Origin of the sequence: Streptomyces sp. NPDC048441, from assembly GCF_043200235.1 — a bacterium.
Taxonomy (GTDB): Bacteria; Actinomycetota; Actinomycetes; order Streptomycetales; family Streptomycetaceae; genus Streptomyces.
The window spans coordinates 23,751-37,682 of record NZ_JBICXM010000023.1; the positions used below are offsets into that span (position 1 = coordinate 23,751).

Genomic DNA, 13,932 nt, shown 5'->3' on the forward strand with positions numbered 1-13,932 from the left:
GAGGATCACCAACATCCGCTTCCTTACCCCTGGTAATACTTGTCGGTAACTACGTCTAGCGGCGGCCGCCCGGCGGCCTTTACGGTGCACCCATGCCGCCGAACCTGCCTGATGTCGTGCTGTGGTCCATCCCCGCCTTCGTGCTGCTCACGGTCGTGGAGATCGTGAGCCACCGCATCCATCCCGACGAGGACGACGCCGGGTACGAGACGAAGGACGCAGCGACCTCGATCACCATGGGGCTCGGCAGCCTTGTCTTCGACCTCCTGTGGAAGATCCCGATCGTCGCGATCTATACGGCGGTCTACGCGCTCACGCCGCTGCACATCCCCGTCCTGTGGTGGACGATCCCGCTGATGCTGCTCGCGCAGGACTTCTTCTACTACTGGTCGCATCGCGGGCACCACGTCATCCGCATCCTGTGGGCCTGCCACGTGGTGCACCACTCCAGCCGCAAGTTCAACCTCACGACGGCACTGCGCCAGCCCTGGACGAGCCTGACGGTCTGGCCCTTCTACATCCCGCTGATCGCACTCGGCGTGCATCCCGCGGCGCTCGCGTTCTGCTCGGCGGCGAACCTCGTCTACCAGTTCTGGATCCACACCGAGCGCATCGACAAGCTCCCCCGCGCCTTCGAGTTCGTCCTCAACACCCCCTCCCACCACCGCGTCCACCACGCGTCCCAGGGCGGCTACCTGGACCGCAACTTCGGCGGCATCCTGATCATCTGGGACCGCATGTTCGGCTCCTGGGTGGCGGAGACGGACCGCCCGGTCTACGGCCTCACGAAGAACATCACGACGTACAACCCCCTGCGGGTGGCCACACACGAGTACGCGGCGATAGCCAAGGACCTCAGAAGCGCGACCAGCTGGCGCGAACGGGGCGGACGACTGTTCAGGGGCCCAGGCTGGCAGCCGCAGGCACGGACGGCGCCAGAGACGGCGCCAGAACCCGTGACGGAGAGGGCGGCGTGACGGGCGCGAGTGGCGCGGACGCCGCTGCGTTCACCAAGGCACGGCTGCTCCTCGTGGTGTTCGCCCTGGCGGCCCTGGGCGACCTGACAGCACTCCTCGCAGGCTCAGACGGCGCCCACACCATCTTCAAGCCGCTACTGATGCCGCTCCTGGCGGCGTACGTATGCACGGTCGAGGGACCACGTCTCCTGACCGTGGCCCTCCTCTTCGGCTGGGGAGGCGACACCCTGCTCCTGTCGGACGCCGACCCCGCCTTCCTGGCAGGAATGGGCTCCTTCGCAGCAGGTCACATCTGCTACCTGACCCTCTTCAAGCGCCACGGCGCGGCGCGCGGGCGCGCCGCATGGCTCGTGGCCGCGTACGCCACCGCCCTCATCGCCACGGTCGCCCTTCTCTGGCCGGACCTCCCGCAGGACATGCGGGGCCCGGTGGCGGGCTACAGCCTCCTGCTGACCGCGATGGCATTCGCCGCCACGAGGCTCGGCCTCACCGCGGCAGCGGGCGGCGCGCTGTTCCTGCTCTCGGACACCCTCATCGCGACAGGCGTCGCCGAATGGCCGCAGGCCCCGCGTCCAGACTTCTGGATCATGCTCACGTACATCGCCGCTCAATTCCTCCTGGTCAGCGGCGTACTAGCCGCGCAACCCGCAAAACCCGCGCAGGCCGCGCCCCTCACCACCGAATCGGCAGCGGCAACGCCGTCAGAAGTGCCGACACAGCCACGACCACCCCGAGCACGATGAGCTCCCCGCGCGCGGGGGGGTACGCCGAAACGGGATCCGCGGCCCGCCGCAGGCGTCGGCGCGCGAGCAGCGCGAGGACGGCGACGGCCACCACAAGGAGCACCTTGGCCAGCAGCGTGCGCCCGTAAGCCGTATCCGTCAGCTGGTCGAGCACCGTGCTCGCCGGCATCCGGCGCAGCGTGCTGACCACCCCCGTCGCTGTGATCGCGGCCAGCAGAAAGCCCGCCACGCGCGCGTAGAGCCCCAGTACCGCCGCGCCCGCCGCCGGAGCGGACGTCCGCCACAGCCGCAGCGTGCGCAGCACGTGCAACAGGCCGCCCGCCCAGAGCACCCCGCAGGTCAGATGGACCAGCGTCAGGCCGGTGCCGATGAGCGGGGTGTCCTCCACCGGAGGATGCGCCCGCAGGGCCTCCGCCACGATCACCGCGGCCAGCGGGAGCGCGGCAGTGGACGGGCGGCGCGAGCGCGCGCAGAGCAGCGCCACGATGAAGCCGTTGACTTCGAGGAGCGCCAGCCTGCCGTCCCGCGACTCATAGAGACCGCCGATATCCATGTCGGAGAGCTGATGCGGCACCAGATTGCCGGTGGCCACCACAGAGGCGAGCCCGAGCGCGGCGACGAGCCCCGCGCCCGCCGCGTACGCGGCCCAGCTCCGTGGCGCACGCTCCAGCGGTGCCCCCGGCACTCTTCGGGCCAGGCGCGTCGCGTACACCTCGCCCAACTGCACGCACAGGGCGGCGAACATGACCGTCCGTAGGAACGTGATCCCCGCGGTGCCCGGCGCCTCGGCTTCCCCGGTGCCGTTCAGTGCGGCCGAAGGGCCGAACAGCGGGACGGCAGCGGCGACGGTCACCAGGATGAGCGCGGCGACGGCACGTGCCGTCGAAGGGCGGGGGCGCGGTGCGCGATGCTGGGCGCGGGAAGCGGGGGCCGCGTCCGCCGCTGCCTCGCCGCCGGGGTCGGCGGACGGCTGTATGGAACTCACCACAAGATCTTCACCAGGTGCCCCCTTAAGGGGCAAGTCCTGGCAAACAACTGGCGGAATCTCTTTCCGCCCGGGTCGGCTCTTCTCGCCCCCATTCGGGCGTATCCGCGCCCCAACGGTCCGGCGGGCGCGACCAGTTGGCAGGTCCGCCTGAGAAGGAAACCGGCGGCAGCGCGTGGCGCAGGCGGCCCAGCGAACTGCCCGTCTCGGCCAGCCAGGGGCCCGGATCGTACGAAGAGCCCGCACCGTTCCCACCGTCCGGACCATCCGAACCGTCCGAGTCACCCGCACCCCCTGCCGCCATCAGCCACCCAGCCGTCCGCGCGAGGGCGAGCCGCACGCACCGTGCCCCGCCGTCGCCCGCCACCTGCTCGGTGAGCGAGCGCAGGACGGCCGCCGCCAGGAGATAACCCGTGCCGTGGTCCAGGGCCTGGGCGGGCAGTGCTCCCGGCTGCTCCGCCGACCCCTCCACGGCCGCGATCCCCGTGGCCACCTGCACCAGGCTGTCGAACCCGCGCCGCCCGGCCCACGGCCCGTACCCGCCCCACGCCGAAAGCTGCGCCACCACGACCCCCGGCCTGCGCTCGGCAAGCGCCTCCGGAGTGAGCCCGAAGCGGTCGAGGGCGCCGGGCCGGTAGCCGGTGACGACCACGTCGGCCCGTGCGAGCAGCTCGTCGAACGTACGCCGGTCGGCCCGCTCCGTCAGGTCCAGCGTCGCGGACCGCTTTCCGAAGCCGGTGTCGGCGTGCTGGTCCGGGAGTTCGGGCAGCCGGGGCGAGTCGACGCGCAGGACGTCCGCGCCGAGCAGCGCGAGCGTGCGCGTCGCGACGGGGCCCGCGATGACCCGGGTGAGATCGAGGACGCGGAGGCCCGCGGCGGGCAGTGCGGGGGTGCCGGTGAGCTCGGGGACGGCCCGTGCGGGCCCTTCAGCGGTCCGCTCACGGCTCAGGAGCGGCCGCTCGGCCACCGCGACGCCCTGCGGGTGCGCGGCCCACTCCTGGGGCGTACGCAGCGCCACGGCGAGGCCGCCGGCGGCGTACACGGCGGATTCGACCTCCACGGCGGACCGTTCCGCGAGCCGCGCGGCCACGGAGTCCACGGAGGGGTCCGAGATTCCCAGAGCGGCCTGTAGCGCCGCCTGGTGGTGCGGATAGTTGGCATGCGTCCGCACCCAGCCGTCCGCGGTGCGCCAGAAGCGGGACAGGGGCGCGAAGGCGACCGGCGCACGCCCGTCCACGAGGAGGTGCCGCTCACTGGTGAACGCCGTGGCCACCGCCCCGTCGTCGATCCGTACGGTCGGCACGGCCTGCCCGGTGCGTGCCGCCGTCAGTTCGGCCGCGGCAAGGGCGCAGGCCCCGACGCAGGCACGGGCCAGTTCGCGGGCGGGGAGCCGCGCGGGCAGGGCGTTCGCGCGAACGACGGCCGAGACGCGGGAGACGAGGGCGGGATCACCGCCGAGCGCGGCCCAGACCGACCGCGTGCCGTCCAACGATGTGTGGGTCATGCATGCACTATGCCGCGTCCGCCGCTTCTGCACGCCTGCTTCGGGACACCTGCCTCTACACGTCTAGGCCGGTGGGCGCCAGGGGATCTCGCACTCGACGGTCGGGCGCGGCTTCTTCGGCACCCGCGGGGCCGACGCGTTGGCCGTCCGCCGGCCGACGACCTTCTCGTACGAGCTGCTGACCGCCGCGATGATCTCCGTCAGGAACCCGATGGCGATGAACCCGACGACGGCCACCACCAACAGCACGCACCACACGGGCAGGAGGAGCCCATGCGGCGAAACCCTCTCGCGAAGGGCCGGGCGGTATGCCACCGCCCGGCCCGACTCGCCTTACGAACCAACTACTTGCGAACCGACTACTTGCGAACCCGCTACTTCCGGACGGCGTCCAGAGCGTCGATCATGCCCACTCCGTAGAAGCCGTTCGCGTTCTTGCCGCCCGCGCAGACCGCGTCGACCTTGCCGTCACCGTCGATGTCGTACGGATCGGTGCACTTCATGGCATCGGCCTCCCCGTAGAGCAGCGCCTTCACCTTTACCGAAGACGCGTGCGGGTGGGCCGACTTGATGAGCGCGGCGACGCCCGCCGCATGCGGGGACGCCATCGACGTACCCGCCTTGTAGCCGAACTTGCCGCCGGGAAGCGTCGACAGGATGCGGCCGTCCGTGGCCGGTGCGTCCGGCGTCTGGAACTTCGTGGAGTCGCCGCCCGGTGCCGCGATGTCGATGACACCCTTGCCGTAGTTCGAGTACGAGGACTTGATGCCCTTCGCACCCGTGGCCGAGACGGTCACGACACCCGGAAGCTGCGACGGCAGGTCGAAGCAGTCCGCGGTCTTGATCGTCCGCTTCGTGGGCGTCGTGTCGTCCGGGCTGGAGTCGTCGACGATCTCGTCCTGTGAGAGGTCCGTCTCGGCGTTTCCGGCCGCCGCGACATTCACCGCGCCCTTGCGCTCCGCGTACCGAGTGGCGCGCCCGACGGCGTCGACCAGAGCCTTCTGGTCGTCGTCCGTCTTGCAGTTGAAGAGCCACGGGTCGGTGTAGTAGCTGGAGTTGGTGACGTCGACGCCGTGATCGGCCGCCCACATGAAGCCGCAGACGACGGCCTCCGTGTAGTACATGCCGGTCGCCGGTTCGGCCACCTTCAGGCTCGCCACCTTCACGCCGGGAGCGACCCCCGTGACGCCGGTGCCGTTCTTCGCCGCGGCGATCGTGCCCGCCACGTGCATGCCGTGGTCGCTCTCCCCGGACACCGGACGCCACGCGTTGTCCTTCTGCACGGGCACACCACCCAGGCAGCTGGCGGACGCCTTCGCGTCGAAGTTCGGCGCGATGTCCGGGTGCGTGTCGTCCACGCCGGAGTCCAGTACGCCGACGGTGACCTCGGGACTGCCCAGCGACTCCTTGTGGGCCTTGTCCGCCTTGATGGCGGGCAGGTCCCACTGGAGGGGCTCCAGCTCGTCCTGGCCGGGAGCCGCCTGCCCCGCGGCCTTCTCGGCCTCGGCGGCGGTCAGCGGCCGGTCGGCCTCGAGCGCGTCGTCGGACTGCGCGGACAGCGGCGCCGTGCGGGTCGCACCGGCGGACGCGACCCCGCGCACCTCGCGGATCTTCTTGGTGAAGTCCGCGTCCGACGAGTGGACGACGATCACGCCGATCCTGTCGTACGCGATGACGACGGTGCCGCCCGCCTTGGCGATGGCCTTCTTTACGTATGCCGATGTCTTGGCGGACGGAGAACTGCCATGACCCGAGCGGACGTTGACGACATAGCTCATCGACGTGCCGCCCGTGAGGGCGGACACGACCGACCGCGCCGGGGAATCCGGCTGAGCCGCGGCATCGGGCTGAGCCGACGCCGTGCCCGGCAGGAAGGCGACCGCGGAGGCCACTGCCATGCCGAGCGGGAGTGCGAGCACGCGGCGGGAGCGCGTGAAGGATGCGGTCATGGTGTGGGTCCCCATCACTTCTTCACTGCGTCGAGCGCGTCGACGATGCCGTCGCCGTAGAAGCCGTTCTGGTTCTTGCCGCCCTCGCAGACCGCGTCGACCTTGCCGTCACCGTCCGGGTCGTACGGAGTCGTCGGGCAGCCCGGGTTGTCGGCCTGCTTCTTGAGAAGCCGCTGGAGCTCGGCGGGGCTCGCCTTGGGGTGCGTCGACTTCAGGAGCGCGGCGACGCCCGAGGCGTGCGGCGATGCCATCGAGGTGCCCTGCAGCCAGCCGTACTCGCCGCCCGGCATCGTGGAGAGGATGCGGCCGTTCTTGGACGGGGTGTCGCCGGGGATCTGGTACTTGTCGCCGCCCGGGGCCGCGATGTCGATGACGCCCTTGCCGTACGTGGAGTAGTACGACTTGAGGTTCTGCACGCCCGTCGCGCTGACCGTGACCACGCCAGGCAGCTGCGTCGGGATGTCGAAGCACTTGGACGGGTCGATAGTGCGCGGCACCGGCGTCGAGTCGTCAGGGCTCGAGTCGTCCAGGATCTCGTCGGACGCGAGGTCGTGGTTGGAGTTGCCCGCCGACGCCAGGTTCAGGGTGCCCTTCTTCTGGGCGTACAGCTGGGCCCTGTTGACCGCGTCGACGATGGCCCGCTGGTCCGGGTCGTCCATGCAGTTGTAGAGCCACGGGTCCACGTAGTAGCTGTTGTTCGTGATCTCGATGCCCTTGTCGGCCGCGAACACGAAGGCGCAGACGACGCTCTCCGGGTAGAACAGCTCGCTGACCGGGTCGGCCACCTTGATGCCGGCGACCTTCACTCCGGGAGCGACGCCCGCGACGCCCACGCCGTTGCGCGCGGCGGCTATCTCGCCCGCCACGTGCGTGCCGTGGTAGTGCTCCTTCTGCGCCGGGCGCCAGGCGCCGGGCGAGGTGTCCGCCTTGCCGCCGACACAGCTCGCCGACTGCGAGGCCGAGAAGCTGGGCGCGAGGTCCGGGTGAGTGTCGTCGACTCCGGTGTCGATGACGCCGACGGTGACCTTGGCGCTGCCCGGATTGATCTTGGCTGCCTTGTCGGCGCCTATCGCGCGCAGATCCCACTGGTCGGCCTCGAGCGGCTCGGCACCCGAATCCGCCTGCGCCTTGAGCGACTTGGCCTCGGACTTCGACAGGAGGGTCGGGGCGCCCTCCTCCGTCGTGCCCGCCGCTGTCAGAGGCGAGGTGCGGGTCGCGCCCGCGGACTGGACCCCCTTGACCTTGCGCAGCAGCTTGCCGAAGTCGGGGTTGGCCGAGTGCGCGACGATGACGCCGATCTTCGGGTACGCGACGACGACGCTGCCGTCCGCCGCGGCGATCGCCTTCTTCACGTACTCGATCGTCCGGTGGTCCGTTCGGGTGTTGACGACGTACGCGAGCTTCGGGGCCTCGGCCTTCGCCGGCGCGGTGGCGGGTGCGTCGGGGGCCGCGGTCGCGATGCCGGGAGCAAAGCCGACCGACGCCGCGAGCGCGATGCCGAGGGGCACGGTGAGCGCGATTCGGCGTCTGGAACGCAGATGAGCCATGGGATCTCCACATCATCCGGATACGTGAACTGCCCGAACACAACTAGTGATCGGGCAGGTACATGACGGGTCGTTCAGGGTGAAGCTATCCCCAGAACTCCCAGGCCAGCAATGGGTTCAGGAAGAAAGCGGGCCGTCGCACCATGCCGGGCGTGCCGCCGTGACGTTGAACAGGTAACCGAACGAACATCAACCCCCTGTCGGATCACGTCCCGTGGCCTTAGCATCGCCATCCGTGGCTCAAGTGATCCGCGTCACTGCCGGATCGATGAGAGCCAATGGAACAGCTGTCCGTCCCCACCGCACCCGCACCACGAGGAGACTCCGTGGCCCCCGATGCATCCCCACCGTCCAAGGACGGAGAAGCCCCCGCTCCGCACGCGCCGTCCACGGAAGAATTCCTCCAGGAACAAGCGAGTCCTGAGTTCGGTGAACTCCGCAAGGCGCACCGCTCGTTCGCCTTCCCGCTGACCATCGCCTTCATCGTCTGGTACCTCGCCTACGTCCTGCTCTCGAACTACGCGGGCGACTTCATGGGCACCCAACTGTTCGGCAACATCAACGTCGCCCTGGTCCTCGGCCTCGCGCAGTTCCTGACCACGTTTCTCATCGCCTGGTGGTACTCCCACCACGCGGCCACCAAGCTCGACCCCAAGGCCGAGGCGATCAAGTCCCGTATGGAGGGCGGCGCATGAGCCCCGCGCTGAACACCACTGTCCTGGCCGCGGGTGAGGCGAGCGAGCACCGGCCGCTGATCATCTCCCTGTTCGCCGTCTTCGTACTCGCCACCCTGGTCATCACCGTCTGGGCAGGCCGCCAGACCAAGAGCGCCGCCGACTTCTACGCGGGCGGCCGTCAGTTCACCGGCTTCCAGAACGGCCTGGCCGTCTCCGGCGACTACATGTCGGCCGCGTCCTTCCTCGGCATCGCGGGAGCCATCGCGCTCTTCGGATACGACGGCTTCCTCTACTCGATCGGCTTCCTGGTCGCCTGGCTCGTGGCGCTCCTCCTGGTCGCCGAACCGCTGCGCAACTCCGGGCGCTACACGATGGGCGACGTGCTCGCCTACCGGATGCGCCAGCGCCCCGTGCGCACCGCCGCGGGCACCTCCACGATCATCGTGTCGATCTTCTACCTGCTCGCGCAGATGGCGGGCGCGGGCGTCCTCGTCTCGCTGCTCCTCGGCATCACGTCCGACGCGGGCAAGGTCGGCATCGTCGCCCTCGTCGGCGTACTGATGATCGTGTACGTCACCATCGGCGGCATGAAGGGCACCACGTGGGTCCAGATGGTGAAGGCCGTCCTGCTCATCGCGGGCACGCTCCTCCTCACCTTCCTGGTCCTGCTGAAGTTCGACTTCAACATCTCGGACCTGCTCGGCTCGGCCGCGTCCAACAGTGGCCAAGGGACCAAGTTCCTCGAACCGGGCCTCAAGTACGGCGCGACGTCCACCTCGAAGCTGGACTTCATCTCGCTCGGCATCGCGCTCGTCCTGGGCACCGCGGGCCTGCCGCACATCCTGATCCGCTTCTACACGGTGCCGACGGCCAAGGCCGCGCGTAAGTCCGTGAACTGGGCGATCGGCATCATCGGCGCCTTCTACCTGATGACGATCGCGCTCGGCTTCGGCGCCGCGGCGCTCATCAAGCCCGCCGAGATCATCGCGTCCAACCCGGCGGGCAACACGGCCGCGCCACTCCTCGCCCTGCATCTCGGGGGCGTCGATTCGTCGTGGGGCGCGATCCTGCTCGCCACGATCTCCGCGGTCGCCTTCGCCACGATCCTCGCGGTCGTCGCCGGTCTGACGCTCGCCTCGTCCTCGTCGTTCGCGCATGACATCTACGCCAACGTCATCAAGCGGGGCAAGGCGTCCGAGAAGGACGAGATGAAGGCGGCCCGCTGGGCGACGGTCTTCATCGGCGTCATCTCCATCGGGCTCGGCGCGCTCGCCCGCGACCTGAACGTGGCCGGTCTGGTCGCGCTCGCCTTCGCGGTCGCCGCGTCCGCCAACCTGCCGACGATCCTCTACAGCCTCTTCTGGAAGCGGTTCACCACCCAGGGCGCGCTGTGGTCGATCTACGGCGGCCTCTTCACGGCGGTCTTCCTGGTGCTGTTCTCGCCGGTCGTCTCGGGCAACCCCAAGACGTCGATGTTCAAGGGCATGGACTTCCACTGGTTCCCGCTGGAGAACCCGGGCCTCATCTCGATCCCCGTGGGCTTCCTGCTCGGCTGGCTCGGCACGATGCTGTCCAAGGAGGAGCCGGACAAGGGTAAATACGCGGAGTTGGAGGTACGGTCCCTGACGGGCACCGGAGCCCACTGATCCAGCTGAAAGTGCAGGTCAGCGGCCGTGTCGTAGATCGTCTGGTAGATCTCTACGACGCGGCCGCACCACTCCTCGTGGGATCGGGCCCCCGTCGTTGTCAGTCCCGTCACGTAGGCTCGTCATATCTGAACCGGACTGCCGAAGAGGATCAGGGAGGGGGCCCACGTGCTCATCGACACCTACGGCCGAGTGGCCACCGATCTGCGGGTTTCGCTGACCGACAAGTGCAATCTGCGGTGCACGTACTGCATGCCCGAAGAGGGCCTCCAGTGGCTGTCCAAATCCGAGCTCCTCAGCGACGACGAGATCGTCCGCCTCATCCGGATCGCCGTGACGCAGCTCGGCATCACCGAGGTCCGCTTCACCGGCGGCGAGCCGCTCCTGCGCCCCGGCCTCGTCGGCATCGTCGAGCGCTGCGCCCAGCTGGAGCCGCGCCCCAGGATGTCCCTGACGACGAACGGCATCGGCCTCAAGCGCACCGCCGCCGCCCTCAAGGCGGCAGGCCTCGACCGGGTGAACGTCTCCCTGGACACGCTGCGCCCGGACGTCTTCAAGACCCTCACCCGCCGCGACCGCCACAAGGACGTCATCGAGGGACTCCAGGCGGCACGCGACGCGGGCCTGACCCCGGTCAAGGTCAACACGGTCCTGATGCCGGGCCTGAACGACGACGAGGCCCCGGACCTCCTGGCCTGGGCCGTCGAGAACGACTACGAACTGCGGTTCATCGAGCAGATGCCCCTGGACGCCCAGCACGGCTGGAAGCGCGACGGGATGATCACAGCCGGTGACATCCTCCAGTCGCTGCGTACGCGCTTCGAGCTCACCGAAGAGGGTTCCGGCGAGCGCGGCTCCGCGCCGGCCGAGCGCTGGATCGTGGACGGCGGGCCGCAGCGCGTCGGCGTCATCGCCTCCGTCACCCGCCCGTTCTGCTCGGCCTGCGACCGCACCCGTCTCACGGCCGACGGCCAGGTCCGCACCTGTCTGTTCGCCACCGAGGAGACAGACCTGCGGGCGGCCCTGCGGGCCAACGGCGAGGACAGTCAGGACGGCTCGGACGAGTCGATCGCCCGCATATGGAAGCTCGCGATGTGGGGCAAGAAGGCAGGATCGGGCCTCGACGACCCGACGTTCCTGCAGCCCGAGCGCCCGATGTCGGCGATCGGCGGCTAGGGCCCTAGGAGTCGGAGGACTCGCTCCGCGCTTCCCAGTCGGCCAGCGTCACGACGTCCTTCAACATGCCTCGTACGTCGAGGAATTGGGAGAGGTGCTCGCGGTGTTCCTCACACGCGAGCCACGTCTTGCGGCGCTCCGGAGTGTGGATCTTCGGGTTGTTCCAGGCGAGCACCCACACCGCGGCGACGCGGCAGCCCTTGGCGGAACAGATCGGTGTTTCGTCGCTCACAGATAACGTCCAAGTGCGTTCAAAACAAGGCGACGCCGAGCAGCCACGGGGGGAGCTGCCCGGCGTCGGTCTGTCGCTCCGACGGGGGATGCGGAGCGCGTACGAAGTATGTCATGGGGGACCCGGTGCCTGGCACCGGAACTACATGATTGATCTGAGGTTTTCTTGAGCTTGGCGCAACGTCGACGGTCAGTTCTGGGGGCCTGAAGGGGCGTTGGGTTCGCTCGGTGAAGGGCCCGTGCCGGCTTCCGGGACGGGTTCCGCGGACTCGCTGTGCGCCGCCGGCGGAGCGAGTATCGGCCGGGACGGCGCCGGTACGAAGGTCGACGGCAGCGAAGGGATGTTCTCCCGGCCCGCGTTGGCGATCACGACGGCGACGTACGGCAGGAGGATGCCGACGACCAGAGCGACGAAGGCGACATGCCGTTCGACGTTCCACAGCGCCGCACCGGCAATGACCGAAAGTGTGCGGATCGACATCGAGATCACGTACCGGCGCTGCCTGCCGCGGACGTCATCCGCGAGTCCTTGCCTGGCCCCTGTGATCCGGAAGACCTGGGCATCGCTCTGCTTCCGCATCACATTCCACCGCCTGCTCACAAGAAGCCGGGCTCTCCCCGGCCCGGACCCGCTCCACGTTACGCCGGGGCTGCGCAGCCCTCGAGACCGGGGCAGGTCCGTTCTGGGTGTCCTGTCTGCGTCATGCCACGTATGGGGGTGCCCGACATGCGCCGTATGGAGGATCGGCCGACACTGACCGTAATGCTCATGTTGAGCCGGATGAGGAGGCAGCTATGGGCTGGTTGTGGGCCATCGTCGTCGGATTCGTGCTGGGGCTTATCGCCAAGGCGATCCTGCCCGGAAAGCAGCACAGCCCGCTCTGGCTGACCACGATCTTCGGCATCATCGGCGCGATCGTCGGCAACTCGCTCGCCGGGGCGTTCGGCATCGATGAGACCAGAGGTATCGACTGGGGGCGGCACGCCCTGCAACTCGTGGCGGCCCTCGTCATCGTGGGCGTCGGAGACATGGCGTACAAGATGATCAAGGGCAATAAACAGCAGGCCTGACCTGCGGTTACGAGTCGCGCCAGAGGGGCCGGTCCACCTGGACCGGCCCCTCTCGCTTGCGTACGGGAACGCGGGTCAGCCCGCAGCGACGACCTCGACCGCCGCCAGATTCTTCTTGCCCCGGCGAAGCACGAGCCAGCGCCCGTGCAGGAGCTCGTCACGGGTCGGTACGGCGTCCTCGGAAGCGACCTTCGCGTTGTTCACGTAGGCCCCGCCCTCCTTGACCGTGCGCCGGGCCGCGGACTTGCTCGCCACCAGGCCGACCTCCGCGAGGAGGTCCACCACCGGGCCGAGCTCACTGACCTGGACGCGCGGCAGCTCGGAGAGGGCAGCGCTCAGCGTCGCCTCGTCGAGGTCGCCGAGCTCGCCCTGGCCGAACAGCGCCTTGGACGCGGCGATGACCGCGGCGCACTGATCGGCGCCGTGCACCAGCGTCGTCAGCTCCTCGGCGAGCGCGCGCTGGGCCGCACGGGCCTGCGGGCGCTCCTCGGTGAGCTTCTCGATCTCCTCGAGCTCCTCGCGGGACTTGAAGCTGAGGATGCGCGAGTACGTCGAGACGTCGCGGTCGTCCACGTTCAGCCAGAACTGGTAGAAGGCGTACGGAGTGGTCATCTCCGGATCGAGCCAGACGGCGCCGCTCTCGGACTTGCCGAACTTCGTGCCGTCGGCCTTGACCATCAGCGGCGTGCCGATGGCGTGCACCGCGGCATCCGGCTCCAGGCGGTGGATCAGATCGATGCCCGCCGTGAGGTTGCCCCACTGGTCGCTGCCGCCGGACTGCAGCGTGCAGCCGTAGCGCCGGTAGAGCTCGAGGAAGTCCATGCCCTGGAGCAGCTGGTAGCTGAACTCCGTGTAGGAGATGCCCTCCTGGGACTCCAGGCGCCTGGCCACGGAGTCCTTGGTCAGCATCTTGTTCACACGGAAGTGCTTGCCGATGTCCCGCAGGAACTCGATCGCGGACATCCCCGCGGTCCAGTCCAGGTTGTTGACCATCACCGCGGCGTTCTCGCCCTCGAAGGACAGGAACGGCTCGATCTGCGAGCGAAGCCGGGACACCCAGTTCGCGACCGTCTCCGGGTCGTTCAGGGTGCGCTCGGCGGTCGGCCGCGGGTCGCCGATCTGCCCCGTGGCGCCGCCCACCAGAGCGAGCGGGCGATGCCCCGCCTGCTGGAGGCGGGCCACCGTCAGGACCTGCACCAGATGCCCGACGTGCAGGCTGGCCGCGGTGGGGTCGAAGCCGCAATAGAACGTGACGGGACCGTCCGCGAGCGCCTTGCGCAGTGCATCTTCGTCAGTGGACAGGGCGAAAAGCCCGCGCCACTTCAGCTCGTCGACGATGTCCGTCACGGTCTTGTGTCTCCTTGAAAGGTTTCTGGCCTGGAAGGTTTCTGGCCGGTACCGGTTGGTACCGGCCAGTCTATGGGCG

Annotated in this window: 14 protein-coding genes; 6 read left to right on the top strand and 8 right to left on the bottom strand. The window is 69.2% G+C overall.

Features of this window, described 5'->3' with window-relative positions; all coding sequences use genetic code 11:
- Positions 1-92: 92 nt before the first annotated feature.
- A complete protein-coding gene (locus ACGFSB_RS36585) occupies positions 93-977 on the top strand; it encodes a sterol desaturase family protein (protein WP_393408668.1) in 885 nt (294 codons plus the stop codon).
- Complete coding sequence (locus ACGFSB_RS36590; RefSeq protein WP_393408670.1) at positions 974-1,720, top strand: lysoplasmalogenase; 747 nt, start codon at positions 974-976, stop codon at positions 1,718-1,720. The genes ACGFSB_RS36585 and ACGFSB_RS36590 overlap by 4 nt, the downstream gene beginning before the upstream one ends.
- Here ACGFSB_RS36590 and ACGFSB_RS36595 read toward each other — a convergent pair.
- The 5 genes from ACGFSB_RS36595 to ACGFSB_RS36615 form a co-directional block, all read right to left on the bottom strand.
- Positions 1,650-2,708 (bottom strand): CopD family protein, encoded by a 1,059-nt coding sequence (locus ACGFSB_RS36595; RefSeq protein ID WP_393408672.1) that lies wholly within the window; start codon positions 2,706-2,708, stop codon positions 1,650-1,652. The two genes, ACGFSB_RS36590 and ACGFSB_RS36595, sit on opposite strands and share 71 nt — an antisense overlap.
- A gap of 22 nt (positions 2,709-2,730) precedes the next feature.
- Complete coding sequence (locus tag ACGFSB_RS36600) at positions 2,731-4,209, bottom strand: CoA transferase (protein ID WP_393408674.1); 1,479 nt, start codon at positions 4,207-4,209, stop codon at positions 2,731-2,733.
- Positions 4,210-4,272: 63 nt separating this feature from the next.
- On the bottom strand, positions 4,273-4,524 hold the full coding sequence (locus ACGFSB_RS36605) for a hypothetical protein (protein ID WP_393408677.1): 252 nt from the start codon (positions 4,522-4,524) through the stop codon (positions 4,273-4,275).
- A gap of 59 nt (positions 4,525-4,583) precedes the next feature.
- On the bottom strand, positions 4,584-6,158 hold the full coding sequence (locus tag ACGFSB_RS36610; RefSeq protein WP_393408679.1) for a S8 family serine peptidase: 1,575 nt from the start codon (positions 6,156-6,158) through the stop codon (positions 4,584-4,586).
- Between the two features lie 14 nt (positions 6,159-6,172).
- Complete coding sequence (locus ACGFSB_RS36615; RefSeq protein ID WP_393408682.1) at positions 6,173-7,705, bottom strand: S8 family serine peptidase; 1,533 nt, start codon at positions 7,703-7,705, stop codon at positions 6,173-6,175.
- Between the two features lie 278 nt (positions 7,706-7,983).
- On the opposite strand from ACGFSB_RS36615, the gene ACGFSB_RS36620 reads away from it, so the two are divergent.
- The 3 genes from ACGFSB_RS36620 to moaA all read left to right on the top strand — a co-directional run bounded on the left by ACGFSB_RS36620 (position 7,984) and on the right by moaA (position 11,204).
- Positions 7,984-8,400, top strand: a complete 417-nt coding sequence (locus tag ACGFSB_RS36620; protein WP_393408684.1) for a DUF485 domain-containing protein — start codon at positions 7,984-7,986, stop codon at positions 8,398-8,400.
- Positions 8,397-10,028, top strand: a complete 1,632-nt coding sequence (locus ACGFSB_RS36625) for a cation acetate symporter (RefSeq protein WP_393408686.1) — start codon at positions 8,397-8,399, stop codon at positions 10,026-10,028. The genes ACGFSB_RS36620 and ACGFSB_RS36625 overlap by 4 nt, the downstream gene beginning before the upstream one ends.
- A gap of 168 nt (positions 10,029-10,196) precedes the next feature.
- Complete coding sequence (gene moaA / locus ACGFSB_RS36630) at positions 10,197-11,204, top strand: GTP 3',8-cyclase MoaA (protein ID WP_393408688.1); 1,008 nt, start codon at positions 10,197-10,199, stop codon at positions 11,202-11,204.
- Between the two features lie 4 nt (positions 11,205-11,208).
- Here moaA and ACGFSB_RS36635 read toward each other — a convergent pair whose 3' ends face one another.
- Together ACGFSB_RS36635 and ACGFSB_RS36640 are read right to left on the bottom strand one after the other, a co-directional pair.
- The gene (locus ACGFSB_RS36635; protein ID WP_393408690.1) at positions 11,209-11,436 is read right to left on the bottom strand and encodes a hypothetical protein; all 228 of its coding nucleotides are present in this window, start codon (positions 11,434-11,436) and stop codon (positions 11,209-11,211) included.
- A 189-nt stretch (positions 11,437-11,625) separates the two neighbouring features.
- On the bottom strand, positions 11,626-12,015 hold the full coding sequence (locus ACGFSB_RS36640) for a DUF3099 domain-containing protein (RefSeq protein ID WP_393408692.1): 390 nt from the start codon (positions 12,013-12,015) through the stop codon (positions 11,626-11,628).
- A gap of 215 nt (positions 12,016-12,230) precedes the next feature.
- Between ACGFSB_RS36640 and ACGFSB_RS36645 the strand changes: the two genes are divergently transcribed.
- Positions 12,231-12,506, top strand: coding sequence for a GlsB/YeaQ/YmgE family stress response membrane protein (locus ACGFSB_RS36645; protein WP_393408694.1), 276 nt, complete (start codon positions 12,231-12,233; stop codon positions 12,504-12,506).
- Between the two features lie 75 nt (positions 12,507-12,581).
- Here the strand turns inward: ACGFSB_RS36645 and tyrS are convergent, their stop codons facing one another.
- A complete protein-coding gene (gene tyrS, locus ACGFSB_RS36650; RefSeq protein ID WP_393408697.1) occupies positions 12,582-13,853 on the bottom strand; it encodes a tyrosine--tRNA ligase in 1,272 nt (423 codons plus the stop codon).
- Positions 13,854-13,932 lie beyond the last annotated feature (79 nt).